Origin of the sequence: Pantoea sp. NGS-ED-1003, assembly GCF_000738765.1 — a bacterium.
GTDB classification, from domain to species: domain Bacteria; phylum Pseudomonadota; class Gammaproteobacteria; order Enterobacterales; family Enterobacteriaceae; genus Pantoea; species Pantoea septica.
This window is the reverse complement of sequence record NZ_JPQA01000006.1, coordinates 36,544-61,093: the sequence shown is the minus strand read 5'-3', so window position 1 is coordinate 61,093 and position 24,550 is coordinate 36,544. Positions and strand designations below refer to the sequence as shown.

Here is a 24,550-nt window from a genome sequence, read left to right as displayed (position 1 = left end):
GTGCGCGACAACGCGCGCACGCTGAATTTTATTGAGAATGTAGAACACTATGGCGCAATTTTACTCCGCAAAACAGCGCGTGACGACTAAGCAACGCATCACCGTCACCGTGGACGAGCTCGATCCCTTTGGCCAGGGCGTGGCGCGGCATCAGGGCAAGACCCTGTTTATCAGCGGCGCGCTGCCCGGCGAGCAGGCGGAGGTGACGCTGGTGGAGGAGAAACGTCAGTATGCGCGCGGCAAAGCGACGCGGCTGCTCAGCCTCAGCCCGGAGCGCGTGACGCCGCGCTGCCCGCACTTTACCCGCTGCGGCGGCTGTCAGCAGCAGCACGCCGCCGAGCCGCTGCAGCAGCGCAGCAAAGCGGCGGCGCTGTCGCGCATGCTGGGCCAGGCGGCGCAGCGCGCCGTCGCGGTGGACGAGATCCTTGCCGGGCCCGCCTGGGGCTACCGTCGTCGCGCGCGCCTCGGCCTGCAGTGGCAGCCGAAAACCCGCGAGCTGCAGATGGGGTTTCGCCAGGAGGCGAGCAACGATCTGGTGGCCATTCGCGTCTGCCCCATTCTGGCGCCCGAACTTGAAGCGCTGCTGCTGCCGTTGCGCGACTGCCTCAGCGCGCTGAAGGCGGCCAGCCGGCTGGGGCACCTCGAGCTGGTGCTGGCGGACAACGGGCCGCTGATGGTATTGCGCCATCTCGACGCGCTGCACGCCGACGATCGCGAAAAACTGGAACGTTTTTCGCATGAGCAGAGGCTGATGCTGTTTCTCGACAACGGCGAGCGGCTCGAGCAGGTGCGCGGCGAGGAACCTTTTTACCATTCGGGCGAGGTGCGGTTGACCTTTAGTCCGCAAGACTTTATTCAGGTCAACGACGCGGTCAATCAGCAGATGGTGGCGCAGGCGATCGCCTGGCTCGATCTGCGGCCGGAAGACCGCGTTCTCGATCTCTTTTGCGGCATGGGAAACTTTACGATCCCTGTAGGAAAATTCGTACAAAATGCTGTGGGTGTGGAGGGCGTTGCAGCATTAGTGCGGCAGGCAGCGTATAATGCGCAACTGAATAATCTTAAAAATGTCCGCTTTTTCCAGCACAACCTGGAGGAAGATGTTGCGCGCCAGCCGTGGGCGGCGCAGGGATTTAACAAGGTATTGCTCGATCCGGCGCGCGCCGGGGCCGCGGGCGTGATGGCGCATGTGGTTAAACTTGCGCCAGAGCGCGTGGTCTATGTTTCGTGTAATCCCACAACGCTTGCTCGCGACAGCCAGACATTGCTGTCGGCGGGCTACCATCTGGAAAGGGTCGCGATGCTGGATATGTTCCCTCATACCCGTCATCTCGAATCCATGGTGCTGTTCAGCAAAACATAAGCGGCAATTGATGCTGCTGTGGCAGGAGAGGATATGGTTGCGGTCAGAAGTGCGCATTTAAATACGGCAGGAGAGTTCGCTCTCGATCAGTGGATCGCCAGTCTTGGCATTGCCAACCCGCAATCATGTGAACGTATCGCCGAGACCTGGCGCTATTGCGAAGCCCAGACGCAGGGGCACCCCGATCAGTCGCTGCTGCTGTGGCGCGGCATCGAGATGGTTGAGATCCTGTCGATGCTCAGCATGGATATCGAAAGCTCCTGCGCCGCGCTAATCTTCCCGCTGGCGAATGCGGAAGTGGTGAGCGAAGAGGAGCTGGGCGAAACCTTCGGCAACGGCATCGTCACGCTGGTGCACGGCGTGCGCGATATGGACGCCATTCGCCAGCTGAAAGCGATCCACAACGACTCCATGGCGTCCGAGCAGGTGGACAACGTGCGCCGCATGCTGCTGGCGATGGTGGAAGATTTCCGCTGCGTGGTGATCAAGCTGGCGGAACGCATCATGAACCTGCGCGAGATGAAAGACGCGCCGGAAGATGAGCGCGTGCTGGCAGCCAAAGAGAGCACCAATATCTATGCGCCGCTCGCCAACCGGCTCGGCATCGGCCAGCTGAAATGGGAGCTGGAGGATTACTGCTTCCGCTACCTGCATCCCGATGAATACAAACGCATCGCCAAACTGCTGCATGAGCGCCGTATCGATCGCGAGCAGTATATCGAGAACTTCGTCGATTCCCTGCGCAAAGAGATGGTGAAAGAGGGCGTGCGCGCCGAGGTTTACGGTCGTCCGAAACATATCTACAGCATCTGGCGCAAGATGCAGAAGAAGTCGCTGGCGTTCGACGAGCTTTTCGACGTGCGTGCGGTGCGCATCGTCGCCGAACGTCTGCAAGACTGCTACGGCGCGCTCGGCATCGTGCATACCCTCTATCGTCATCTGCCGGCGGAGTTCGACGACTATGTCGCCAACCCCAAACCGAACGGCTATCAGTCGATTCATACCGTGGTGCTCGGGCCGAAAGGCAAAACCGTGGAAATTCAGATCCGCACCCGGCAGATGCACGAAGACGCCGAGCTGGGCGTCGCCGCGCACTGGAAATATAAAGAGGGGCCGAGCACCGGCAGCGCGCGCGGCGCCTCCGGACACGAAGGGCGTATCGCCTGGCTGCGCAAGCTGATCGCCTGGCAGGAAGAGATGGCCGACTCCGGCGAGATGCTGGAAGAGGTGCGCAGTCAGGTGTTCGACGATCGCGTTTATGTCTTTACCCCCAAAGGCGATGTGGTGGATCTGCCCGCCGGATCGACGCCGCTCGACTTCGCCTATCACATTCACAGCGATATCGGTCACCGCTGCATCGGCGCCAAGATCGGCGGCCGCATCGTGCCCTTTACCTATCAGCTGCAGATGGGCGATCAGGTTGAAGTGATCACTCAGAAACAGCCGAACCCGAGCCGCGACTGGTTGAACCCCAACCTCGGCTATATCACCACCAGCCGCGGACGCGCCAAGATCCATAACTGGTTCCGCAAGCAGGACCGCGACAAAAACATCGCCGCGGGCCGTCAGATCCTCGACAACGAGCTTAATCAGCTCGATATCAGCCTGCGCGAAGCGGAGAAGCTGCTGCTGCCGCGCTATAACGTTACCTCGCTCGATGAGCTGCTGGCGGCGATCGGCGGCGGTGATATTCGCCTCAATCAGATGGTCAATTTCCTGCAGGCGAAGCTCAACAAGCCGAGCGCGGAGGAGGAAGATCGCGAGGCGCTGCGCCAGCTGACGCAGAAAAGCTACTCGCCGCCGTCGCGCAAAGAGAGCGGCCGCGTGGTGGTGGAAGGGGTCGGCAACCTGATGCACCATATCGCGCGCTGCTGTCAGCCGATTCCGGGCGACGATATTGTCGGATTTATCACTCAGGGCCGCGGCATCTCTATCCACCGCGCCGACTGCGACCAGCTGGCCGAGCTGACCGCTCACGCGCCGGAACGCATCGTCGACGCGGTGTGGGGCGAAAGCTACTCCAGCGGCTATTCGCTGGTAGTGCGCGTTACCGCCAACGATCGCAGCGGTCTGCTGCGCGACATCACCACCATTCTCGCCAACGAGAAGGTCAACGTGCTGGGCGTCTCCAGCCGCAGCGACACCAAAAAACAGCTGGCGACCATCGATATGGATATTGAAATCTACAATCAGCAGGTGCTGGGCCGCGTGCTGTCGCGGCTGAATCAGGTGCCTGATATCATTGACGCCCGACGTCTTCACTGATGTTGCGGGATGGGCGCGCGCCCATCCCCGCGCTTATGACCCCGTGTTTGAAAAGGACTGACTATGAGCTCACTCGATCGCCTGCTGGGCATTATGCAAACCCTGCGCGATCCGCAACGCGGCTGTCCGTGGGATCGCGAGCAAACCTTCGCCTCGATCGCGCCCTATACGCTGGAAGAGACCTATGAAGTGCTGGACGCTATCCAGCGAGAGGACTTCGACGATCTGCGCGGCGAGCTGGGCGATCTGCTGTTTCAGGTGGTGTTCTACGCGCAGATGGCCAGCGAGCAGGATCGCTTTACCTTCGAAGATATCTGCGACGCCATCAGCGACAAGCTGGAGCGCCGCCATCCTCACATCTTCGGCGACGCCAGCGTGGCGGACAGCGCGGAGGTGCTGAAAAACTGGGAGGCGATCAAAGGCGCGGAGCGGGCGGAAAAGGCGCAGCACTCGGCGCTCGACGACATTCCCAAAGCGCTGCCGGCGCTGATGCGTGCGCACAAAATCCAGAAGCGCTGCCATAACGTCGGCTTCGACTGGACCTCGATCGGCCCGGTGCTGGATAACGTGCATGAAGAGATCGACGAAGTGATGCACGAGGCGCAGCAGGCGACAATCGATCCGCACAAGCTGGAAGAGGAGATCGGCGATCTGCTGTTCGCCACGGTTAACCTGTCGCGCCATCTGGGCAGCAAAGCGGAAACCGCGCTGCAAAAGGCGAACGACAAGTTCGAGCGCCGTTTCCGCGCGGTAGAAGCGATTATCGCCGCGCAAGGGCTCGCCATGTCCGAGGCGACGCTGGAGCAGATGGAGGCAGCCTGGCAGCAGGTGAAAGAAGGCGAAAAGCGCTGATTATTCCAGCGCCGCATACAATTTAGCCGGTCACGCTTACTCGATTCAGCGCGAGAAAAAAGTTGTGACCTGCATCAACATTTCCCTGGCCGCTATCCGCTATGTTACCCGCTGCAATGCGTTGGAGGATGGCGGTGATTCATCAATTGTGGCTAACAGGGGTTTCAGGTATACTGTTTTCCCGTCCTGGTTATTCCACCGTCTTTAAACCTAAACTCTCAGGTTCAGCATGACAACGAATTATATTTTTGTGACCGGCGGGGTCGTTTCCTCTCTGGGTAAAGGCATTGCCGCAGCCTCCCTCGCAGCCATTCTCGAAGCACGTGGTCTCAACGTGACCATCATGAAGCTGGATCCCTATATCAACGTCGATCCGGGCACCATGAGCCCTACCCAGCACGGTGAAGTGTTCGTCACCGACGACGGGGCCGAAACCGATTTGGATTTGGGTCACTACGAGCGCTTCATTCGCACTAAAATGACGCGCCGCAACAACTTCACCACGGGTCGTATCTACTCTGAAGTGCTGCGCAAAGAGCGCCGCGGCGACTATCTCGGCGCGACCATTCAGGTTATCCCGCATATCACTAACGCCATTAAAGAACGCATTATCGCAGGTGGCGAAGGTCACGACGTCGTTCTGGTGGAGATCGGCGGCACCGTCGGCGATATCGAGTCGCTGCCGTTCCTGGAAGCGATTCGCCAGATGGCGGTCGACGTTGGCCGTGAGCACACCATGTATATGCACCTGACGCTGGTGCCTTATATGGCGGCGGCGGGCGAGGTGAAAACCAAGCCGACCCAGCATTCCGTTAAAGAGCTGCTCTCTATCGGCATCCAGCCGGACGTGCTGATCTGCCGTTCCGACCGCGCCGTGCCCGCCAACGAACGCGCCAAGATTGCGCTGTTCTGTAACGTGCCGGAAAAAGCGGTTATCTCGCTGAAAGATGTCGACTCCATCTACAAAATCCCGGGCCTGCTGAAGTCGCAGGGTCTGGATGACTATATCTGCAAGCGCTTCAACCTGAACGCGCCGGAAGCTAACCTGTCCGAATGGGAACAGGTGATCTACGAAGAGGCCAATCCGGGCGGCGAAGTGACCATCGGCATGGTCGGCAAATATGTCGAACTGCCGGACGCGTACAAATCGGTGATTGAAGCGCTGAAGCACGGCGGCCTGAAAAATCGCGTCACGGTCAACATCAAGCTGATCGATTCGCAGGACGTCGAGACGCGCGGTGTCGAAATTCTGAAAGATCTGGATGCGATTCTGATCCCCGGCGGCTTCGGCTACCGCGGCGTGGAAGGCAAGCTGATGACCGCGCAGTACGCGCGTGAAAACAACGTGCCTTATCTGGGCATCTGCCTCGGCATGCAGGTTGCGCTGATGGAGTTCGCGCGCAACGTCGCCGGGATGGAAGGCGCCAACTCCACTGAATTTGTGCCAGACTGTAAATATCCGGTGGTGGCGTTGATCACCGAATGGCGCGATGAAAACGGCAACGTGGAACAGCGTACGGAAACCAGCGACCTGGGCGGCACCATGCGCCTTGGCAGCCAGCAGTGTCAGCTGACGCCGGACAGCAAAGTCCGTCAGCTGTACGGTTCCGACACCATCGTCGAGCGCCATCGCCACCGCTACGAAGTCAACAATCTGCTGCTGAAGCCGATTGAAGCCGCAGGGCTGCGCATTGCCGGACGTTCTGGCGACGACCAGCTGGTCGAGATCATCGAGATCCCGAACCACCCCTGGTTTGTGGCTTGCCAGTTCCACCCGGAGTTCACGTCAACACCGCGCGACGGTCATCCGCTGTTCGCCGGCTTTGTTAAGGCCGCGCAGGATCACCAGAAGCGTTTAGCGAAGTAAGTTTCACGAGCAACGCGCGAACTTTTCGCGCGTTGTTTGTCTTAGGATTGACTAACTTGTACTGAGGAAAATCGTAATGGCCAAAATCGTTAAAGTCATCGGTCGCGAAATCATCGACTCCCGCGGCAACCCAACTGTAGAAGCGGAAGTACATCTGGAAGGTGGTTTTGTTGGTCTGGCAGCGGCACCGTCAGGCGCTTCTACCGGTTCACGCGAGGCGCTGGAGCTGCGCGACGGCGACAAATCTCGTTTCCTGGGCAAAGGCGTAACTAAAGCAGTTGCTGCGGTTAACGGTCCGATTGCGGATGCGGTAAAAGGCAAAGACGCGAAAGATCAGGCGAACATCGATAAGATCATGATCGACCTGGACGGTACTGAGAACAAATCCAACTTCGGCGCAAACGCCATTCTGGCGGTATCGCTGGCTGCGGCGAAAGCGGCAGCGGCCTCTAAAGGTCAGCCGCTGTACGAGCACATCGCTGAGCTGAACGGCACCCCGGGCAAATTCTCTATGCCGCTGCCGATGATGAACATCATCAACGGCGGTGAGCACGCCGACAACAACGTCGACATCCAGGAATTCATGATCCAGCCGGTTGGCGCTTCAACGGTGAAAGAAGCGATCCGCATGGGTTCTGAAGTGTTCCATCACCTGGCGAAAGTGCTGAAGTCTAAAGGCCTGAACACCGCTGTTGGCGACGAAGGCGGCTACGCGCCGAACCTGGGTTCTAACGCCGAAGCGCTGGCTGTTATCGCGGAAGCGGTAAAAGCGGCGGGCTACGAGCTGGGCAAAGATATCACCCTGGCGATGGACTGCGCGGCGTCTGAATTCTACAAAGACGGCAAATACGTGCTGGCTGGCGAAGGCAACAAAGCCTTTACCTCTGAAGAGTTCACGCACTTCCTGGAAGATCTGACCAAACAGTACCCGATCGTCTCTATCGAAGATGGTCTGGACGAGTCAGACTGGAACGGCTTTGCTTACCAGACTAAAGTGCTGGGCGACAAAATCCAGCTGGTGGGCGACGACCTGTTCGTGACTAACACCAAGATCCTGAAAGAAGGCATCGAGAAAGGCATCGCTAACTCCATCCTGATCAAGTTCAACCAGATCGGTTCTCTGACCGAAACCCTGGCGGCGATCAAAATGGCGAAAGACGCAGGCTACACCGCGGTGATTTCACACCGTTCAGGTGAAACCGAAGACGCCACCATCGCTGACCTGGCGGTCGGTACTGCAGCAGGCCAGATCAAAACCGGTTCTATGAGCCGTTCTGACCGCGTCGCTAAGTACAACCAGCTGATCCGTATTGAAGAAGCGCTGGGTTCAAAAGCGCCGTTCAACGGTCTGAAAGAAGTGAAAGGCCAGGCGTAATCGCCTGCCGGTGCCGTCGCGTGACGGCACAAGCCTGAATCAAAGCCCCGCCTTGCGCGGGGCTTTTGCTTTATCTGGCGCAGAGAAAAGGCACATCGCGTGGTTGAGCTGCGCGGCAAATCTGCCATAATCAGCGCCCTGTTTTTTTCTAGCGAGTCCGTAATGCAATACCCGATTAATGAAATGTTCCAGACGCTGCAGGGAGAAGGATTTTATACCGGCGTTCCGGCCATCTTTATCCGCTTACAGGGATGTCCGGTGGGTTGTAGCTGGTGTGATACCAAACATACCTGGGAGAAGCTGGCCGATCGGGAAACGGCGCTGGGCGATATTCTGGTCAAAACGGTGGAAACGGATGCCTGGGGCAACGCCGATGCGGCGCTGCTGATTGAGACTATCCAGCGTCAAGGCTGGACGGCGCGCCATGTGGTGATTACCGGCGGCGAGCCGTCGATTTACGATCTGCGCCCGCTGACCACGGCGCTGGAAGCGCAGGGTTTTCAGTGCCAGATCGAAACCAGCGGCACGCACGAAGTGCACTGCTCCGAGAAAACCTGGGTGACGGTATCGCCGAAGGTGAATATGCGCGGCGGCTATGACGTGCTGGCGCAGGCGCTGCAGCGCGCGGATGAGATCAAGCATCCGGTGGCGCGCGAGCGCGACATAGAGGCGCTTGATGAACTGCTGGCAACGCTGAGCGACAGCAAAGCGCGCATTATTGCGCTGCAGCCTATCAGCCGCAAAGACGCGGCGACGAAACTTTGTATTGAAACCTGTATCGCGCGCAACTGGCGCTTATCGATGCAGACTCATAAATATCTTAATATCGCCTGACGGCAGAGAGCTGGGCGGCGGCCGCGCCGCCCGCTAGCGTCACTGCTTCGCTTTATAGGCGTCAAACGCCTTCTTGATCTCACTCTTCGCCACGTCGGCGCTCTCAAATCCGTTCAACTCGACCTTCTTGCGCCCCTCCGGCAGTTGCTTATAAACGCGGAAAAAGGCCTCGAGGCGCGCCTGTTCCATCTTCGGCAGATCGCTCATGCTCTTAATATCGTCCCAGGTGGGATCGATTTTGCTGGTCGGCACCGCGACGATCTTGTCGTCCACTTCGCCGCCGTCGATCATCTTCAGCACGCCAATAGCGCGCAGTTTGATTAGCGTGCCCGGCTGCAGCGGCGCGCGGGTATAGAAGATCACGTCGAGCGGATCGTTATCGCCGCCCAGCGACTGCGTCAGGGATCCGTAATTGGCTGGATAGGCCACTGGCATCGACTGAAAACGGTCCGCCACGATAAAGCCAGTTTTGGCATCGGTCTCATATTTGATGGTGCCGCCGGCGGGAATTTCGGTCACGGCGTAGAACTCGTCCGGCACGTTGTCCGGCTGGGGAAAGTCGAGCACGTTTTGCGCCTGTACGGCGGCAGAGGCGGTAAAAAGCAGCGCGAGGGCGGCAAGGCGTTTCAGGTTCATTGTTGATTCTCTTGATCTTTAATAGAGGAGAGAACAACGTAGAGACGTCAGATGACAGAAAGATGACCCAAGCGTAAAGAAGCGTAGGGTGGAAAGGGCGGGCTGTGCGGACCACAGCCCTGACGGGACTTATCCTTTATAGACGCAGCCCGCCGTGCAGGTCTCTTTGATCATCACCGCGCTCAGCTCAGGCAGCTGCGGCTTCATCTGATCCCAAATCCACTTTGCCAGCACTTCGCTGGTAGGATTTTCAAGGCCGGCGATCTCATTCAGATAGTGGTGATCGAGGCGCTCATACAGCGGCTTGAACGCCGCTTTCAGTTCGGCGAAGTCCATCACCCAGCCGGTATGCGCGTCCACTTCGCCGGTAATTTCCAGTCGCACCAGAAACGAATGGCCATGCAGGCGACCGCATTTGTGTCCTTCCGGGACGTTAGGCAAATGGTGAGCGGCTTCGAACTGGAACTCTTTAAACAATGTGGTAGACATAATGGCTCTCAGGCTGAAAAACCGAGGAATTCTACCTGAAATACGGAATTTTCGCATCCGTACCGTTGTAAAGAGGGATCTGCGCGGCCAGCGCAATAACGCTCCCTTTTAACTGACTGATAAATATTCACTTTATATACCAGTTTTACTGATTATGCCTACCTGAAAAACCACTTAGTCATTTTGGTTATTAATTATGTCGAAGCTGTATTTAATCGTTAATATACGGGCCGGTAACCTACCACTCTTCCTGCTACTTTACCGTCCGGACTCTGGATACTGGAATTCTTAACGCGATGACGACTCAGGCACCCCCAGGTTCTCTGCTCCCGCTCAACCCGGAGCAACTTGCGCGCTTACAGGCGGCAACGACTGATTTTTCTCCCACCCAGCTGGCGTGGATCTCTGGCTACTTCTGGGGAATGATCAATCAGACGCCCGGCAGCGTCGCGGCCAGCGCGCCAGCGGCGGCGGAGATCCCGGCGATTACGCTGATTTCCGCTTCGCAAACCGGCAACGCGCGCCGCGTCGCCGAGCAGCTGCGCGACGATCTGCAGGCGGCGAAGCTGAACGTTAAGCTGGTTAACGCCGGCGATTACAAGTTCAAGCAGATTGGCCAGGAGAAGCTGCTGGTGGTGGTGACCTCCACGCAGGGTGAAGGCGATCCGCCGGAAGAGGCGGTGGCGCTGCATAAATTCCTGATGTCGAAGAAAGCGCCGAAGCTGGATGGCGCCGCTTTCGCGGTGCTCGGCCTCGGCGACACCTCTTACGAATTCTTTAGCAAAGCGGGCAAGGACTTCGACAGCCGCCTGGCGGAGCTGGGCGCAGAGCGCCTGCTGGATCGCGTCGACGCCGACGTCGATTTCGCCGAGGCGGCTGCCAGCTGGCGCCGTGCGCTGGTCGAGGTGCTGAAACAGCGCGTGCCGAGCGAAACGCCGGCGCAGGCAGTGGCGACCGCGACCGGCAGCGTCAATGAAGTGCACAGCAGCCCCTACACCAAAGAGGCGCCGCTGACCGCCAGCTTTGCCGTAAACCAAAAAATTACCGGCCGTCATTCTGACAAGGACGTGCGTCATATCGAAATCGATCTGGGCGACTCCGGTTTACGTTACCAGCCGGGCGACGCGCTGGGCATCTGGTATGAAAATGACCCGGATCTGGTCGCCGAGCTGCTGAGCCTGCTGTGGCTGAAAGGCGACGAGCCCGTACAGATCGACAACGAAACCCTGCCGCTTAGCGACGCGCTGCAAAAACGCTTTGAGCTGACGGTAAACACCGCGCAGATCGTTGAGCAGTACGCCGCGCTGTCGCGCAACGACGCGCTGCTGGCGCTGGTGGGCGATAAGGCGAAGCTGCAGCACTACGCGCAGACCTTCCCGATCGTCGATATGGTGCGTAACGCACCGACCGAACTCAACGCCGAACAGCTGACGACGCTGCTGCGTCCGCTGACGCCGCGCCTCTACTCTATCGCCTCGTCGCAGGCGGAGAATGAAACCGAAGTCCATATCACCGTCGGCGCGGTGCGCTTCGATATCGACGGCCGCGCGCGCGCGGGCGGCGCCTCCAGCTATCTGGCTGACCGCCTGGAAGAGGATGCGGAAATTCGCGTCTTTATCGAGCATAACGATAACTTCCGTCTGCCCGCCAGTCCCGACGCGCCGGTCATTATGATTGGTCCGGGTACCGGCATCGCGCCGTTCCGCGCCTTTATGCAGCAGCGCGACAACGACGGCGCTGGCGGCAAAAACTGGCTCTTCTTCGGCAATCCGCACTTCACCGAGGATTTTCTCTATCAGGTTGAGTGGCAGCAGTATGTAAAAGATGGCCTGCTGACCCATATCGATCTCGCCTGGTCACGCGACCAGGAGCAGAAAGTCTACGTGCAGGACAAAATCCGCGCCAAAGGGGCGGAAGTGTGGCGCTGGATCGAAGAGGGCGCGCATATTTATGTCTGCGGCGACGCCAACCGTATGGCGAAGGATGTCGAGCAGGCACTGCTGGATGTGGTGGTCGAACACGGGGCAATGGATCGTGAAACGGCCGACGAATTTTTAAGCGAGCTGCGCATTGAGCGCCGCTATCAGCGAGACGTTTACTAATGAGCGAAAAACACCCCGGACCGCTGGTCGTTGAAGGCAAGCTGGTCGACGCCGAGCGTCTTAAAAAAGAGAGCAACTATTTACGCGGCACCATTCTGGAGGATCTGGATGATGGCCTGACCGGCGGCTTTAACGGCGATAATTTCCTGCTGATCCGTTTCCACGGCATGTACCAGCAGGACGATCGCGACATTCGCGCCGAGCGCGCCGAGCAGAAGCTGGAGCCGCGTCACGCTATGATGCTGCGCTGCCGTCTGCCTGGCGGTATCATCACGCCGACGCAGTGGCTGGCGATCGATAAATTCGCCACCGAAAAAACGCTGTACGGCAGCATTCGCCTGACTAACCGCCAGACCTTTCAGTTCCACGGCATTCTGAAGAAGAACGTCAAGCCTTCGCACCAGATGCTGCACGAAGTCGGGCTCGACGCGCTGGCGACCGCTAACGACGTCAACCGCAACGTGCTCTGCACCTCAAACCCGGTCGAGTCGGAGCTGCATCAGGAAGCCTACGAGTGGGCGAAGAAAATCTCCGAGCATCTGCTGCCGCGCACCCGCGCCTACGCAGAAATCTGGTGGGATAAAGAGAAGGTTGCGACCACGGATGAGGAGCCGATCCTCGGCGAGACCTATCTGCCGCGTAAGTTTAAAACCACGGTGGTGATCCCGCCGCACAACGACGTCGATCTGCACGCCAACGACCTGAACTTTATCGCGGTGGCGGAGAAGGGCAGGCTAATCGGCTTTAACTTGCTGGTCGGCGGCGGCTTGTCGATCGAGCACGGCAACAAAGCGACCTATGCGCGCACCGCCAGCGAGTTCGGCTATCTGCCGCTGGAAAAAACGCTGGAGGTCGCGGCTGCGGTGGTGACCACCCAGCGCGACTGGGGCAACCGCACCGATCGTAAAAACGCCAAAACCAAATATACCCTGGAGCGCGTCGGCGTCGAGACCTTCAAAGCGGAAGTCGAAAAGCGCGCCGGGCTGACCTTCGAGCCGATTCGCCCTTACGAGTTCACCACCCGCGGCGATCGCATTGGCTGGATCAAGGGCATCGACAAGAAGTGGCACCTGACGCTGTTTATCGAAAACGGCCGCCTGCTCGACTACCCGGACCGTCCGCTGAAAAGCGGCATCGCGGCGATTGCGCGCGTGCATCAGGGCGACTTCCGCCTGACGGCGAACCAGAACCTGATCGTGGCCGGCGTGCCGGAGAGCGAAAAGGCGAAAATCGAGGCGATTGCGCGTGAACACGGCCTGATGGAGAGCGTGACCGCGCAGCGCGAAAATTCGATGGCGTGCGTCTCGTTCCCGACCTGCCCGCTGGCGATGGCGGAAGCGGAGCGTTTTCTGCCCGCCTTTGTCACTAAAGTCGAAGAGATCATGCATAGCCACGGCGTGGGCGAAGAGCACATAGTGCTACGCGTCACCGGTTGTCCCAACGGATGCGGCCGTGCCATGCTGGCGGAAATCGGGCTGGTGGGCAAAGCACCGGGCCGTTACAACCTGCATATCGGCGGCAACCGCATCGGCACGCGCATTCCGCGCATGTACCGCGAGAACATCACCGAAAGCGAGATCCTCGCCAGCATCGACGAGCTGGTGGGCCGCTGGGCGCGCGAGCGTCACGGCGCTGAGGGCTTCGGCGACTTCGCGATCCGCGCAGGTATCGTCAAGCCGGTCGTCGATCCGGCACGAGATTTCTGGGATTCGGAGACAGTATGAGTCAGTTCGACCTCGCAGCACTGGGTGAAATGAACAAAGTCGAGCGCACGCTGGCGCTGGCGTCCGTGAACGCGCAGCTGGAGAAAAGCTCGGCGGAGGCGCGCGTCAGCTGGACGCTGGAAAACCTGCCGGGCGCTTTTGTGCTCTCGTCAAGTTTCGGCATTCAGGCGGCGGTGTCGCTGCATCTGGTCACGCGGCAGATGCCCGATATTCCGGTGATCCTTACCGATACCGGCTATCTCTTCCCGGAAACCTACCGTTTTATCGATCAGCTGACGGATCAGCTGGGCCTGAATCTGCAGGTGTTTCGCGCCGAAACCTCGGCAGCCTGGCAGGAAGCGCGCTACGGCAAGCTGTGGGAGCAGGGCGTGGAAGGCATTGAGCAGTACAACCAGATCAACAAGGTTGAGCCGATGAACCGCGCGCTGCAGACGCTGGGCGCGCAGACCTGGTTCGCCGGGCTGCGGCGCGATCAGTCCGGCAGTCGTGCGAATCTGCCGGTGCTCGGCGTGCAGCGCGGCGTGTTCAAGGTGCTGCCGATTATCGACTGGGACAACCGTCAGATTCATCACTATCTGCAGCAGCACAACCTTAAATACCATCCGCTGTGGGATGAGGGCTATTTGTCGGTGGGCGATACCCACACCACGCGCAAATGGGAGCCCGGCATGGCGGAAGAGGAGACGCGCTTCTTCGGCCTGAAGCGCGAGTGCGGCCTGCACGAAGGCTGAGTCTTAGCGCGCGCTGCCTGACTTACCCCGGGCAGCGCGCCCCCGCATCATCCCCTCTGATATCACTACTCAGTTACACTTTCGGATTGGTCAACTCGCCCAGCAGCGGCAGCAGCACCTTCACGCTGTCGCGCGTGCGCAGGGAAATACGGCCCGGCAGCCAGCGATCGAGATAGCTGAGGTTATCGCGATCGGTCTGATGGCGCGTAGTGCCGTCCGGGAAATGCTTCGAGCGGCTGCGCTGCTGCGCGCCGTCTTTGCCGCCCAGCGCCCAGTTGCTCGCCGTCACGTCCAGCAGCGGAAAACCCGCCTGATCGAACGCGTTGGCAGCGTTATAGTCGCGCGCGGTCATCTGATGGCTAGCGGCGGGAATGCCGAGCTGCTGCGCGAGGCGCAGCGCGCGCTCGCTGGTCTGCTTGCGCACCGCGCGCGGCGTATTGCTGCCGCTGTTGAAATAGAGATGGTCGCCGGCGATCAGGCTGTTGAGATCCACTACCAGCAGCGTGTTCTTTTTCTCTTTCTCGCTCATGCGCGCCACGTAATCCTGCATGCCGCCCAGCGCGGTTTCGCCTGCGCTCAGCGCCACGAAGCGCACGCCGTAATGTAGCGGCCGGCGGCTCAGCTGCTGCGCCAGCTCCAGCATCACGCCCAGCCCTGACGCGTTGTCGTCGACGCCCTGCAGACGCAGGCCGCCAAGGTTATGCTCGGCATCGCTGCTGCTGAGCGGCGTCCAGGTGTCGAGATGCGCCACAATCAGGATCTCCTGCGGCGCGCTGCCGGCGCGAGCGGCGATCACCGAGGTCGCCGTCACTTTATGCCAGCGCAGATCGCCATTGGTTTCGCGCCAGCGGTAGCCGGTATTGAACTGGCGGGTATTACTCTGAAAACCGAGCGCGGTAAACTGCTGCTGCAGGTAGTCGGCGGTCATCATTTCGGCCGGGCTGCCGCTCATGCGGCCAGGGAAGTAAGTGGCGATGTGACGAAGCTGCTGCTCGGCAAATGCCCCCGGCGCAACGCTGGCGGCCTGGGCGTGCAGAGCGAAACCGCAATTCAACAGCGCAGCCAGCGCGGTCAGGCGGAGAAGGGCAAACATGCGGTGTTCCTTGTGGGTCATCCTGTGACGAAAAGCCAAAATTTTTTCGCTCTCCAGTATGAAACTGTGATCGCCATTAAACAATTTGATTCGCTCTGAAAGCCTTGCCAGATCATTCGTTAAGCACATTTTGTTATGAGCTTGCCTGGCGCGTTATTCCATTCGGTAACTACTCATTCCAATTCGTAATTTCATCTGCCAGAAGGGCGCAACGTATAGTCGCGTTAAATTACGGTTACAACGCCAGGGTTATCGTGGACTATTTGCCTCTTTTCGCCGATCTCAAAGGTCGTCCGGTGCTGGTCGTCGGCGGCGGCGACGTCGCGGCGCGCAAAATCGAACTGCTGCGTCGCGCTTCCGCGCAGGTGCGCGTGGTGTCGCGCGAGCTCTGCCCTGAACTTCAGGCGCTGCATCAGGAACAGCAGATCGAATGGCTGGCGACGGCATTCGAGCCGGCGCAGCTCGACGCGGTTTTTCTCGCTATCGCCGCGACCGACGATAACCTGCTCAACCGCCAGGTTTACGACGAGGCCAACGCCCGTCACCGACTGGTCAACGTGGTAGACGACCAGCCGAAGTGCAGCTTTATCTTCCCCTCTATCGTGGACCGCTCTCCGCTGGTGGTCGCTATCTCCTCCAGCGGCACCGCGCCGGTGCTGGCGCGTATGCTGCGCGAAAAGCTGGAGGCGCTGCTGCCCGCCAGCCTGGGGCAGATGGCGGAGGTCGCGGGCGGGTTTCGCGACCGCGTAAAACAGCGTTTTAGCCGCATGTCCGATCGCCGTCGCTTCTGGGAGCGCGCCTTTAACGGCCTGTTCGCCAGCCAGATGTCGGCGGGCAACGTGGACGAGGCGACGCGCACGCTGACGCGCGAGCTCAATGAAGAACCGAACCGCGCAGGCGAGATCATTCTGGTCGGCGCCGGACCCGGCGACAGCGGCCTGCTGACGCTGCGCGGCCTGCAGGTGATGCAGCTGGCGGACGTCGTGCTTTACGACCATCTGGTCAGCGACGAAGTGCTGGATCTGGTGCGCCGCGACGCCGACCGCATCTGCGTCGGCAAACGCGCCGGCGCGCACTCGGTGCCGCAGGAAGAGACCAATCGCCTGTTGGTGGAGCTGGCGCGCAAAGGCAAACGCGTGGTACGCCTGAAAGGGGGCGATCCCTTTATCTTCGGCCGCGGCGGCGAAGAGCTACAGGCGGCGCAGGAGGCGGGGATCCCGTTTCAGGTGGTGCCCGGCGTGACGGCGGCAGCAGGCGCTACCGCCTACGCCGGTATTCCGCTGACGCACCGCGATCACGCGCAGAGCGTGCTGTTTATTACCGGTCACTGTCGCGCCGACGGCGACGACATCGACTGGCCGTCGCTGGCGCGCGCACGTCAGACGCTGGCGATCTATATGGGCACGGTAAAGGCAGCGGCGATTAGCGAAGGGCTGATACGTCACGGCCGCGATCCCGCGACGCCGGTTGCGGTGATTGGCCGCGGCACGCGGCAGGATCAGCAGGTACTGACCGGCACGCTGGAACACCTTGAGACGCTGGCTGCCGCCGCGCCGACGCCAGCGCTGCTGGTGATCGGGGAAGTGGTGAAGCTGCACGAGCAGCTGGCGTGGTTTCAACATTCTGCACAGCAGGCGACCCGCGAGTCCGCCGTTGTCACACTGGCTTGAGGAAAAATCATGGATCAAAAAAGACTCACTCATCTGCGTCAGTTAGAGGCGGAAAGCATTCATATCATCCGCGAGGTCGCAGCGGAGTTCGGCAATCCGGTCATGATGTACTCCATCGGCAAAGATTCGTCGGTGATGCTGCATCTGGCGCGTAAAGCCTTCTATCCAGGCACGCTGCCGTTTCCGCTGCTGCACGTCGATACCGGCTGGAAATTTCGCGAGATGTACGCCTTTCGCGATCGCACCGTGAAAGAGATGGGCGCCGAGCTGCTGGTTCACCGCAATCCGGAAGGCGTGGCGATGGGCATCAATCCCTTCGTGCACGGCAGCGCCAAGCACACCGATATCATGAAAACCGAAGGGCTGAAGCAGGCGCTGAACAAATATGGCTTTGACGCCGCGTTCGGCGGCGCGCGCCGCGACGAAGAGAAGTCGCGCGCCAAAGAGCGTATCTACTCTTTCCGCGATCGTTTCCACCGCTGGGATCCAAAAAACCAGCGCCCGGAGCTGTGGCATAACTACAACGGCCAGATCAACAAGGGCGAAAGCATTCGCGTCTTCCCGCTGTCGAACTGGACCGAACTCGATATCTGGCAGTATATCTTCCTGGAAAACATCGAAATCGTGCCGCTCTATCTCGCCGCGCCGCGCCCGGTGCTGGAGCGCGACGGCATGCTGATGATGGTGGATGACGACCGTATCGATTTGCAGCCTGGCGAAGTGATCAAGCAGCGTATGGTGCGCTTCCGCACCCTGGGCTGCTGGCCGCTTACCGGCGCGGTGGAATCCGAGGCGCAGACGCTGCCGGAAATTATCGAAGAGATGCTGGTCTCTACCACCAGCGAACGTCAGGGCCGCGTGATTGACCGCGATCAGTCCGGTTCGATGGAACTGAAAAAACGTCAGGGTTATTTCTAAGGAGACGCAGATGAATACCGTTATTGCACAACAGATTGCCGATCAGGGCGGCGTGGAAGCCTGGCTGACCGCGCAACAGCATAAAAGTCTGCTGCGTTTTCTCACCTGCGGCAGCGTCGACGACGGCAAAAGCACGCTGATCGGCCGCCTGCTGCACGATACGCGTCAGATCTATGAAGATCAGCTCTCCTCGCTGCACAACGACAGCAAGCGTCACGGCACTCAGGGCGAGAAGCTCGACCTGGCGCTGCTGGTGGACGGGCTGCAGGCGGAGCGCGAGCAGGGCATCACCATCGACGTGGCTTACCGCTATTTCTCCACCGAGAAGCGTAAATTTATTATCGCCGACACGCCGGGACACGAGCAGTACACCCGCAACATGGCGACCGGCGCTTCGACCTGCGATCTGGCGATTCTGCTGATCGACGCGCGCAAAGGCGTGCTGGATCAGACTCGACGCCACAGCTTTATCTCGACGCTGCTGGGCATTAAGCATCTGGTGGTGGCGATCAACAAAATGGACCTGGTGGAGTATCGCCAGGAGACCTACGAGCAAATTAAACAGGATTACCTCGACTTTGCGGCGCAGCTGCCGGAAGACCTGGATATTCGCTTCGTGCCGATGTCAGCGCTGGAGGGCGACAACGTCGCCACGCCGAGCCAGACCATGCCGTGGTACAGCGGTCCGACGCTGCTCGACGTGCTGGAGACCGTCGAGGTGAAGCGCGTGGTGGATCAGCAGCCGATGCGCTTCCCGGTGCAGTATGTTAACCGTCCGAACCTGGATTTCCGCGGCTATGCGGGTACGCTCGCCTCTGGCGCGGTGCGGGTCGGCCAGCGCGTGAAGGTGCTGCCGTCGGGCGTGGAGTCCACCGTGGCGCGCATCGTTACCTTTGACGGCGACCTGCAGGAAGCGGGCGCGGGCGAAGCCATTACTCTGGTGCTGAACGACGAGATCGATATCAGCCGCGGCGATCTGCTGGTCGACAGCGACGCCGAGCTGGAGGCGGTGCAGTCCGCCACCGTCGACGTGGTATGGATGGCGGAGCAGCCGCTGCAGCCGGGCCAGAGCTACGATATTAAAATCGCCGGCAAGAAGGCGCGCGGCCGCGTGGAGAAGGTGATTCATCAGGTTGAGATCAACACGCTGGAGAAGCGCGCCGCCGAAACGCTGCCGCTGAACGGCATCGGCCTGGTGGAAGTGACCTTCGACGAACCTATGGTGCTGGATAAATACCAGCAGAACCCGGTGACGGGCGGCATGATCTTTATCGATCGCCTGAGCAACGTCACCGTGGGGGCTGGCATGATCCATCAGCCGCTGAGCGGCGCGGCGCGCCAGGCAGGCCAGTTCAGCGAGTTCGAGCTGGAGCTGAATGCGCTGATCCGCCGCCACTTCCCGCACTGGAACGCGCGCGATCTGCTGGGCGGTGAGTAATGGCGCAGCACGATGAAAACGTGGTGTGGCACGATCATCCGGTGACGCGCGAGGCGCGCGAGCGGCAGCACGGCCATCAGGGGGCGGTGCTGTGGTTTACCGGCCTCTCCGGCTCCGGCAAATCGACGGTGGCCGGCGCGCTGGAGCAGGCGCTGCATCCGCTCGGCGTCAGCACCTATCTGCTCGACGGCGATAACGTGCGTCACGGCCTCTGTCGCGATCTGGGCTTCAGCGACGCGGATCGCAAAGAGAACATCCGCCGCGTCGGCGAAGTGGCGAAGCTGATGGTGGATGCGGGACTGGTGGTGCTCACCGCCTTTATCTCGCCGCATCGCGCCGAGCGTCAGATGGTGCGCGATATGCTGCCGGAAGGGCGCTTTATCGAGATCTTCGTCGATACCCCGCTGGCGGTGTGCGAAGCGCGCGATCCCAAAGGGTTATATAAAAAAGCGCGCGCGGGCGAGCTGCGTAATTTTACCGGCATCGACAGCGTCTACGAGGCGCCGGAGCAGCCGGAAATACGCTTAGCGGGCGAACAATTGGTTACAAAACTGACCGGCCAATTGTTAGACCTGCTGCGCCACCGCGATATCATCGAATCCTGAACAGACAAGCGGCAAATCGAGGTTGATTTGCCGCCTTCGCGTCAACAGGATCTCTATGCAGAACGTTACTCCTATGCTGGCCCGCAAAGATGAAAGCATCCCGGACGAGCCGCGCTCGTCGCTGCCGGGCGGCATCATCGGCTTTCTCTCATACTGGTGCGCGCTGGCGATCCCCTTCCTGTTGTACGGTTCCAATACGCTTTTCTTCTTCCTCTATACCTGGCCCTTTTTCCTGGCGCTGCTGCCGGTATCGGTGCTGATCGGCATCATTTTCAGCATGGCGCTGCGCGGCAGGCTGCTCTGGACGACGCCCGCTACGGCGATAGTGGTGGTCTGCCTTTTCTGGCTGCTCTTCTCTTTTTTATCCGGCTGGTGACGCCTGCCGATGTGGAAACGCGTCGGCAGGTTACAAAACTTTACCTGTCTCCTTTCTTGCCATCCTAATCAGAATTTGCGCAGACAGCCGGTAAAGCGGGCCATTTTCACCGCTGGAGTGGAGTCCTGCACCAAGTTATGGGATGATTGAGCCGTTTTTCAGGGGGCGGGGATGGGAAAACTGACGTTACTGCTACTGGTGCTGCTCGGCTGGCTGCAATATTCGCTGTGGCTGGGCAAAAACGGTATTCACGACTATACGCGCGTCAATGACGACGTCGCGGTGCAACAGGCGAACAACGCCAAACTTAAAGCGCGTAACGATCAGCTGTTTGCCGAAATTGACGATCTCAATGGCGGCTCGGAAGCGATCGAGGAACGCGCACGCAATGAGCTGGGCATGATTAAGCCCGGTGAGACCTTCTATCGTCTGGTGCCGGATCAGAACAAACGCAACGCGCAGGCTGCGCAAAACCAACAACGATAACTCATGAACATGCACTCTCTCCCTGCGGAGGTGATCGCCGTGGTGCCCGCTGCCGGTATCGGCAGCCGGATGCAGGCGACTTGTCCTAAGCAGTATCTGACCATCGGTCAGCAGACGCTTCTGGAACACAGCATCGCACGTCTGTTTTCCCATCCCGCTATCAAACAGGTCATCGTCGCGCTTAGCCCGGACGACGCGCAGTTCGCGTCGCTGCCGCTGGCGCGGGATCCGCGCGTGCTCAGCGTGACGGGCGGCGAAACGCGCGCGGAGTCGGTGCTGGCGGGGCTACGCGCCGCGCAGGGCGCAGGCTGGGTGCTGGTGCACGACGCGGCGCGTCCTTGCCTGCACCCTGACGATCTTGCGCGTCTGCTGCAGGTGCGGGAAACCAGCCGCGTCGGCGGCATTCTGGCAGCGCCGGTGCGCGACACCATGAAGCGCGGCGAGCCGGGCGTCGCCGCCGTAGCGCATACCGTCGAGCGCGAAGATCTCTGGCACGCGCTGACGCCGCAGTTTTTTCCTCACCAGCTGCTGACCGCCTGCCTGACGCGCGCGCTGGCGGAAGGCGCGACTATTACCGACGAAGCCTCTGCGCTCGAATATTGCGGCTATCATCCGCTGCTGGTCAGCGGACGCAGTGATAACATCAAAGTCACCCGGCCGGAAGATTTGGCGCTGGCGGCATTTTACTTAACCCAGATTCAGTTAAAGGAGAGCGCATGATGCGTATCGGTCACGGTTTTGACGTTCACGCTTTCGGCGGCGAAGGTCCGCTGGTGATTGGCGGCGTGCGGATCCCGTTTGAACAGGGTTTCCTCGCCCATTCCGACGGCGACGTGGCGCTGCATGCGCTGACCGACGCGCTGCTTGGCGCGGTGGCGATGGGCGATATCGGCAAGCTGTTTCCCGATACCGATCCCGCCTATAAGGGCGCGGACAGCCGCGGCCTGCTGCGCGAAGCCTGGCGACGCATCGCGGCAAAGGGCTACCGCATCGGCAACGTCGACGTCACTATCATCGCTCAGGCGCCGAAAATGCTGCCCCATGTGCCGCAGATGCGCGTCAATATCGCTGAAGATCTGGGCTGCCATATGGATCAGGTCAACGTCAAAGCGACCACTACCGAGAAGCTGGGCTTTACCGGGCGCGGCGAAGGCATCGCCTGCGAAGCGGTCGCGCTGCTGCTGAAGGCGGATGCGGCATGACGCTGGAGAACCAGGCTTTTCTGCACGGCAAGCCGACCGCGCGCGGCATGATCAAAGCGAACCCCGAAGATTTCGTGGTGGTGGAGGATCTTGGTTACGGCGCCGACGGCGAAGGGGAGCATCTGCTGGTGCGCATTCGTAAAACCGGCGCTAATACCCGTTTTGTGGCGGAAGCGCTGGCGAAGTTCCTCGGCGTGCATCAGCGCGATATGAGCTATGCAGGAATGAAAGACCGCCATGCGGTGACCGAGCAGACGCTCTGTTTCCGTATTCCGGGCAATGCGATGCCCGATCTGAGCGGCTTTTCGCTGGAAGGGGTCGACATTCTCGAGGCGACACGCCACAAGCGTAAGCTGCGCGTCGGGGCGCTGGCGGGCAACGCCTTTCGTCTCGTGGTGCGCCACATCAGCGATCGCGACGCGGTGGAATCGCGCCTGGCGCTGATCCGCGACGCCGGCGCTCCCAACTACTTCGGCACGCAGCGCTTTGGCCGCGGCGGCAATAACCTGACCATGGCGCAGCAGTGGGCGCGTAGCGAAATCAGCCTGCGCGATCGCAACAAGCGCAGCCTGATCCTCTCGGCGGCGCGTAGCGCGCTGTTTAATCAGGTTACCAGCGCGCGCCTGCAGCAGCAGGGATCGCTGACGCAGGTGATAGAGGGCGATGCGCTGCAGCTTACCGGCCGCGGCAGCTGGTTTGTCGCGCAGGCGGACGAGCTGAGCGAGCTGCAAACCCGCGTCGATCAGCATGAACTGCGCATTACTGCGCCGCTGCCGGGACGCGGCGAGCCGGGCCCTCAAGCGGAGGCGCTCGCCTTTGAGCAGCAATCTCTGGCGGGCGGAGCAGAATTGGTTACACTGCTTGAGCGAGAGCGAGTGGATGCGGCGCGGCGCGCGATGCTGGTGGTGCCGCGCGATCTGCGCTGGAGCTGGTGGGACGACGTCACGCTGGAAATGCAGTTCTGGCTGCCGGCAGGCAGTTTCGCCACCAGCGTGATTCGGGAACTTCTGCAACAGGAAGGTGACGATGCGGATATTGCTGAGTAATGACGACGGAATTCATGCGCCGGGCATTCAGACGCTGGCAAAGGCGCTGCGCCATATCGCCGAGGTGCAGGTGGTCGCGCCTGACCGCAACCGCAGCGGCGCCTCCAACTCCCTGACGCTGGAGACGCCGCTGCGCACCTTTACCCATGAAAACGGCGACATCGCCGTGCAGATGGGCACGCCGACCGACTGCGTCTACCTCGGCGTCAACGCGTTGATGCAGCCGCGACCGGATATCGTGGTTTCCGGCATTAACGCCGGCCCCAATCTGGGCGACGACGTTATCTACTCTGGCACCGTGGCGGCGGCGATGGAAGGGCGTCATCTCGGGCTGCCCGCGCTGGCGGTATCGCTCAACGGGCATCAGCATTACGATACGGCGGCGGCGGTCACCTGCGCGCTGCTGCAGGCGCTGACGCGCGAACCGCTGCGCACCGGACGTATTCTCAATATCAACGTGCCGGATCTGCCGCTGGAAGAGATCAAAGGCATTCGCGTGACGCGCTGCGGCAGCCGTCATCCCGCCGATCAGGTTATCGCGCAGCAGGATCCGCGCGGCAACACGCTCTACTGGATTGGACCGCCGGGCGAAAAGTTCGATGCCGGCCCGGATACCGATTTCGCCGCCGTGGATCAGGGCTATGTCTCCGTGACCGCTCTGCATGTCGACCTCACCGCGCACGGCGCGCAGGATGTGCTGATTGACTGGCTGGAGAAGGCGGAGGTCAGTCTCGTATGGTGAACCGGCGTATCGAAGCGTTGCTGGAGCAGCTACGCCAGCAGGGCATCCACGATGAGATCCTGTTAAAGGCCATTGCGGACGTGCCGCGCGAACGTTTTATCGACGAAGCCTTCGAGCATAAAGCCTGGGACAATGTGGCGCTGCCCATCGGTTCCGGGCAGACGATTTCGCAGCCCTATATGGTGGCGCGCATGACCGCGCTGCTGGAGTTGCAACCCCATTCGCGCGTGCTGGAGATCGGCACCGGTTCCGGCTATCAGACCGCCATTCTGGCCCATCTGGTGGATCACGTTTACTCCGTCGAACGCATTAAAGGGCTGCAGTGGCAGGCAAAACGCCGCCTCAAACAGCTCGACCTGCATAACGTTTCGACGCGCCACGGCGACGGCTGGCAGGGCTGGCCCGCACGCGGTCCTTTCGACGCCATCATCGTCACCGCCGCGCCGCCGGAAATTCCGACTGCGCTGATTGCGCAGCTCGACGAGGGCGGCATTATGGTGCTGCCGGTGGGGGAGGATCAGCAGGTGCTGAAGCGTCTGCGCCGCCAGGGTGGCGACATTGTGGAAGAAACTATCGAGCCGGTGCGGTTCGTTCCGCTGGTTCAGGGCGATTTGGCCTGAGGTTTACCCTACGTATTTCTTCACAACTGTTTCATAGCACCATCCTTTTGATCTTGTTACTATCCATTTTCATGCGTTATACGCAGGCTTTAATACGCCTCACAGAGCTTTGTGCT

23 protein-coding genes are annotated in these 24,550 nt (G+C 60.3%); 20 read left to right on the top strand and 3 right to left on the bottom strand.

What is annotated here, in order from left to right; genetic code table 11:
- Nucleotides 1-49 precede the first annotated feature (49 nt).
- The 6 genes from rlmD (at nucleotide 50) to queE (ending at nucleotide 8,556) form a co-directional block, all read left to right on the top strand.
- Nucleotides 50-1,363, top strand: a complete 1,314-nt coding sequence (gene rlmD / locus JS46_RS13505; protein WP_033752128.1) for a 23S rRNA (uracil(1939)-C(5))-methyltransferase RlmD — start codon at nucleotides 50-52, stop codon at nucleotides 1,361-1,363.
- A 33-nt stretch (nucleotides 1,364-1,396) separates the two neighbouring features.
- Nucleotides 1,397-3,628, top strand: a complete 2,232-nt coding sequence (relA, locus tag JS46_RS13500; protein ID WP_033752126.1) for a GTP diphosphokinase — start codon at nucleotides 1,397-1,399, stop codon at nucleotides 3,626-3,628.
- Nucleotides 3,629-3,691: 63 nt separating this feature from the next.
- A complete protein-coding gene (gene mazG / locus JS46_RS13495; RefSeq protein WP_033752125.1) occupies nucleotides 3,692-4,480 on the top strand; it encodes a nucleoside triphosphate pyrophosphohydrolase in 789 nt (262 codons plus the stop codon).
- A 229-nt stretch (nucleotides 4,481-4,709) separates the two neighbouring features.
- Entirely contained in the window at nucleotides 4,710-6,347 is a 1,638-nt protein-coding gene (gene pyrG, locus JS46_RS13490) for a glutamine hydrolyzing CTP synthase (protein ID WP_033752123.1), read from the top strand.
- Nucleotides 6,348-6,423: 76 nt separating this feature from the next.
- A complete protein-coding gene (gene eno / locus JS46_RS13485; RefSeq protein ID WP_033752120.1) occupies nucleotides 6,424-7,722 on the top strand; it encodes a phosphopyruvate hydratase in 1,299 nt (432 codons plus the stop codon).
- Between the two features lie 162 nt (nucleotides 7,723-7,884).
- Nucleotides 7,885-8,556: a 7-carboxy-7-deazaguanine synthase QueE gene (gene queE / locus JS46_RS13480; protein ID WP_033752539.1), complete on the top strand. Its 672-nt coding sequence runs from the start codon at nucleotides 7,885-7,887 to the stop codon at nucleotides 8,554-8,556.
- A 39-nt stretch (nucleotides 8,557-8,595) separates the two neighbouring features.
- Here queE and JS46_RS13475 read toward each other — a convergent pair whose 3' ends face one another.
- Together JS46_RS13475 and queD are read right to left on the bottom strand one after the other, a co-directional pair.
- On the bottom strand, nucleotides 8,596-9,192 hold the full coding sequence (locus tag JS46_RS13475; protein WP_033752117.1) for an inorganic diphosphatase: 597 nt from the start codon (nucleotides 9,190-9,192) through the stop codon (nucleotides 8,596-8,598).
- Between the two features lie 129 nt (nucleotides 9,193-9,321).
- Nucleotides 9,322-9,681 carry a 6-carboxytetrahydropterin synthase QueD gene (queD, locus tag JS46_RS13470; protein WP_033752114.1) on the bottom strand — a complete coding sequence of 120 codons (360 nt, stop codon included), beginning with the start codon at nucleotides 9,679-9,681 and terminating at the stop codon, nucleotides 9,322-9,324.
- Nucleotides 9,682-9,977: 296 nt separating this feature from the next.
- On the opposite strand from queD, the gene cysJ reads away from it, so the two are divergent.
- From cysJ to JS46_RS13455, 3 genes are read left to right on the top strand one after another with little or no spacing between them, the layout of a single operon-like run.
- A complete protein-coding gene (cysJ, locus tag JS46_RS13465) occupies nucleotides 9,978-11,783 on the top strand; it encodes an NADPH-dependent assimilatory sulfite reductase flavoprotein subunit (protein ID WP_033752111.1) in 1,806 nt (601 codons plus the stop codon).
- Entirely contained in the window at nucleotides 11,783-13,507 is a 1,725-nt protein-coding gene (gene cysI / locus JS46_RS13460) for an assimilatory sulfite reductase (NADPH) hemoprotein subunit (protein WP_033752108.1), read from the top strand. The genes cysJ and cysI overlap by 1 nt, the downstream gene beginning before the upstream one ends.
- Entirely contained in the window at nucleotides 13,504-14,238 is a 735-nt protein-coding gene (locus JS46_RS13455) for a phosphoadenylyl-sulfate reductase (RefSeq protein ID WP_033752105.1), read from the top strand. The genes cysI and JS46_RS13455 overlap by 4 nt, the downstream gene beginning before the upstream one ends.
- Before the next feature lie 73 nt (nucleotides 14,239-14,311).
- Here the strand turns inward: JS46_RS13455 and JS46_RS13450 are convergent, their stop codons facing one another.
- Nucleotides 14,312-15,331, bottom strand: coding sequence for an aminopeptidase (locus JS46_RS13450; protein WP_033752102.1), 1,020 nt, complete (start codon nucleotides 15,329-15,331; stop codon nucleotides 14,312-14,314).
- 254 nt (nucleotides 15,332-15,585) lie between these two features.
- Here JS46_RS13450 and cysG point away from each other — a divergent pair, with 254 nt between their 5' ends.
- The 11 genes from cysG to JS46_RS13395 all read left to right on the top strand — a co-directional run bounded on the left by cysG (nucleotide 15,586) and on the right by JS46_RS13395 (nucleotide 24,434).
- Complete coding sequence (cysG, locus tag JS46_RS13445; protein WP_033752100.1) at nucleotides 15,586-17,001, top strand: siroheme synthase CysG; 1,416 nt, start codon at nucleotides 15,586-15,588, stop codon at nucleotides 16,999-17,001.
- Nucleotides 17,002-17,010: 9 nt separating this feature from the next.
- Nucleotides 17,011-17,919: a sulfate adenylyltransferase subunit CysD gene (cysD, locus tag JS46_RS13440; RefSeq protein WP_033752098.1), complete on the top strand. Its 909-nt coding sequence runs from the start codon at nucleotides 17,011-17,013 to the stop codon at nucleotides 17,917-17,919.
- 10 nt (nucleotides 17,920-17,929) lie between these two features.
- Nucleotides 17,930-19,357 carry a sulfate adenylyltransferase subunit CysN gene (cysN, locus tag JS46_RS13435; RefSeq protein ID WP_033752095.1) on the top strand — a complete coding sequence of 476 codons (1,428 nt, stop codon included), beginning with the start codon at nucleotides 17,930-17,932 and terminating at the stop codon, nucleotides 19,355-19,357.
- The gene (gene cysC / locus JS46_RS13430) at nucleotides 19,357-19,962 is read left to right on the top strand and encodes an adenylyl-sulfate kinase (RefSeq protein ID WP_033752092.1); all 606 of its coding nucleotides are present in this window, start codon (nucleotides 19,357-19,359) and stop codon (nucleotides 19,960-19,962) included. Before cysN ends, cysC begins: the two co-directional genes overlap by 1 nt.
- Nucleotides 19,963-20,017: 55 nt before the next feature.
- Nucleotides 20,018-20,338, top strand: a complete 321-nt coding sequence (locus JS46_RS13425) for a DUF3561 family protein (protein ID WP_033752090.1) — start codon at nucleotides 20,018-20,020, stop codon at nucleotides 20,336-20,338.
- 171 nt (nucleotides 20,339-20,509) lie between these two features.
- Complete coding sequence (gene ftsB / locus JS46_RS13420) at nucleotides 20,510-20,824, top strand: cell division protein FtsB (RefSeq protein WP_033752087.1); 315 nt, start codon at nucleotides 20,510-20,512, stop codon at nucleotides 20,822-20,824.
- A 3-nt stretch (nucleotides 20,825-20,827) separates the two neighbouring features.
- Complete coding sequence (gene ispD / locus JS46_RS13415; RefSeq protein ID WP_033752084.1) at nucleotides 20,828-21,544, top strand: 2-C-methyl-D-erythritol 4-phosphate cytidylyltransferase; 717 nt, start codon at nucleotides 20,828-20,830, stop codon at nucleotides 21,542-21,544.
- Nucleotides 21,544-22,026 (top strand): 2-C-methyl-D-erythritol 2,4-cyclodiphosphate synthase, encoded by a 483-nt coding sequence (ispF, locus tag JS46_RS13410; protein ID WP_033752536.1) that lies wholly within the window; start codon nucleotides 21,544-21,546, stop codon nucleotides 22,024-22,026. The genes ispD and ispF overlap by 1 nt, the downstream gene beginning before the upstream one ends.
- The gene (gene truD / locus JS46_RS13405) at nucleotides 22,023-23,072 is read left to right on the top strand and encodes a tRNA pseudouridine(13) synthase TruD (RefSeq protein ID WP_033752081.1); all 1,050 of its coding nucleotides are present in this window, start codon (nucleotides 22,023-22,025) and stop codon (nucleotides 23,070-23,072) included. The genes ispF and truD overlap by 4 nt, the downstream gene beginning before the upstream one ends.
- Nucleotides 23,053-23,814: a 5'/3'-nucleotidase SurE gene (surE, locus tag JS46_RS13400; RefSeq protein ID WP_033752078.1), complete on the top strand. Its 762-nt coding sequence runs from the start codon at nucleotides 23,053-23,055 to the stop codon at nucleotides 23,812-23,814. Before truD ends, surE begins: the two co-directional genes overlap by 20 nt.
- Nucleotides 23,808-24,434 carry a protein-L-isoaspartate(D-aspartate) O-methyltransferase gene (locus tag JS46_RS13395; RefSeq protein WP_033752075.1) on the top strand — a complete coding sequence of 209 codons (627 nt, stop codon included), beginning with the start codon at nucleotides 23,808-23,810 and terminating at the stop codon, nucleotides 24,432-24,434. Before surE ends, JS46_RS13395 begins: the two co-directional genes overlap by 7 nt.
- The last annotated feature ends 116 nt before the right edge of the window (nucleotides 24,435-24,550 follow it).

Coding starts and splice junctions, on each gene's coding strand:
- rlmD (WP_033752128.1), top strand. CDS start 50: ATGGCGCAATTTTACTCCGCAAAACAGCGCGTGACGACTAAGCAACGC.
- relA (WP_033752126.1), top strand. CDS start 1,397: ATGGTTGCGGTCAGAAGTGCGCATTTAAATACGGCAGGAGAGTTCGCT.
- mazG (WP_033752125.1), top strand. CDS start 3,692: ATGAGCTCACTCGATCGCCTGCTGGGCATTATGCAAACCCTGCGCGAT.
- pyrG (WP_033752123.1), top strand. CDS start 4,710: ATGACAACGAATTATATTTTTGTGACCGGCGGGGTCGTTTCCTCTCTG.
- eno (WP_033752120.1), top strand. CDS start 6,424: ATGGCCAAAATCGTTAAAGTCATCGGTCGCGAAATCATCGACTCCCGC.
- queE (WP_033752539.1), top strand. CDS start 7,885: ATGCAATACCCGATTAATGAAATGTTCCAGACGCTGCAGGGAGAAGGA.
- JS46_RS13475 (WP_033752117.1), bottom strand. CDS start 9,192: ATGAACCTGAAACGCCTTGCCGCCCTCGCGCTGCTTTTTACCGCCTCT.
- queD (WP_033752114.1), bottom strand. CDS start 9,681: ATGTCTACCACATTGTTTAAAGAGTTCCAGTTCGAAGCCGCTCACCAT.
- cysJ (WP_033752111.1), top strand. CDS start 9,978: ATGACGACTCAGGCACCCCCAGGTTCTCTGCTCCCGCTCAACCCGGAG.
- cysI (WP_033752108.1), top strand. CDS start 11,783: ATGAGCGAAAAACACCCCGGACCGCTGGTCGTTGAAGGCAAGCTGGTC.
- JS46_RS13455 (WP_033752105.1), top strand. CDS start 13,504: ATGAGTCAGTTCGACCTCGCAGCACTGGGTGAAATGAACAAAGTCGAG.
- JS46_RS13450 (WP_033752102.1), bottom strand. CDS start 15,331: ATGTTTGCCCTTCTCCGCCTGACCGCGCTGGCTGCGCTGTTGAATTGC.
- cysD (WP_033752098.1), top strand. CDS start 17,011: ATGGATCAAAAAAGACTCACTCATCTGCGTCAGTTAGAGGCGGAAAGC.
- cysN (WP_033752095.1), top strand. CDS start 17,930: ATGAATACCGTTATTGCACAACAGATTGCCGATCAGGGCGGCGTGGAA.
- cysC (WP_033752092.1), top strand. CDS start 19,357: ATGGCGCAGCACGATGAAAACGTGGTGTGGCACGATCATCCGGTGACG.
- JS46_RS13425 (WP_033752090.1), top strand. CDS start 20,018: ATGCAGAACGTTACTCCTATGCTGGCCCGCAAAGATGAAAGCATCCCG.
- ftsB (WP_033752087.1), top strand. CDS start 20,510: ATGGGAAAACTGACGTTACTGCTACTGGTGCTGCTCGGCTGGCTGCAA.
- ispD (WP_033752084.1), top strand. CDS start 20,828: ATGAACATGCACTCTCTCCCTGCGGAGGTGATCGCCGTGGTGCCCGCT.
- ispF (WP_033752536.1), top strand. CDS start 21,544: ATGCGTATCGGTCACGGTTTTGACGTTCACGCTTTCGGCGGCGAAGGT.
- truD (WP_033752081.1), top strand. CDS start 22,023: ATGACGCTGGAGAACCAGGCTTTTCTGCACGGCAAGCCGACCGCGCGC.
- surE (WP_033752078.1), top strand. CDS start 23,053: ATGCGGATATTGCTGAGTAATGACGACGGAATTCATGCGCCGGGCATT.
- JS46_RS13395 (WP_033752075.1), top strand. CDS start 23,808: ATGGTGAACCGGCGTATCGAAGCGTTGCTGGAGCAGCTACGCCAGCAG.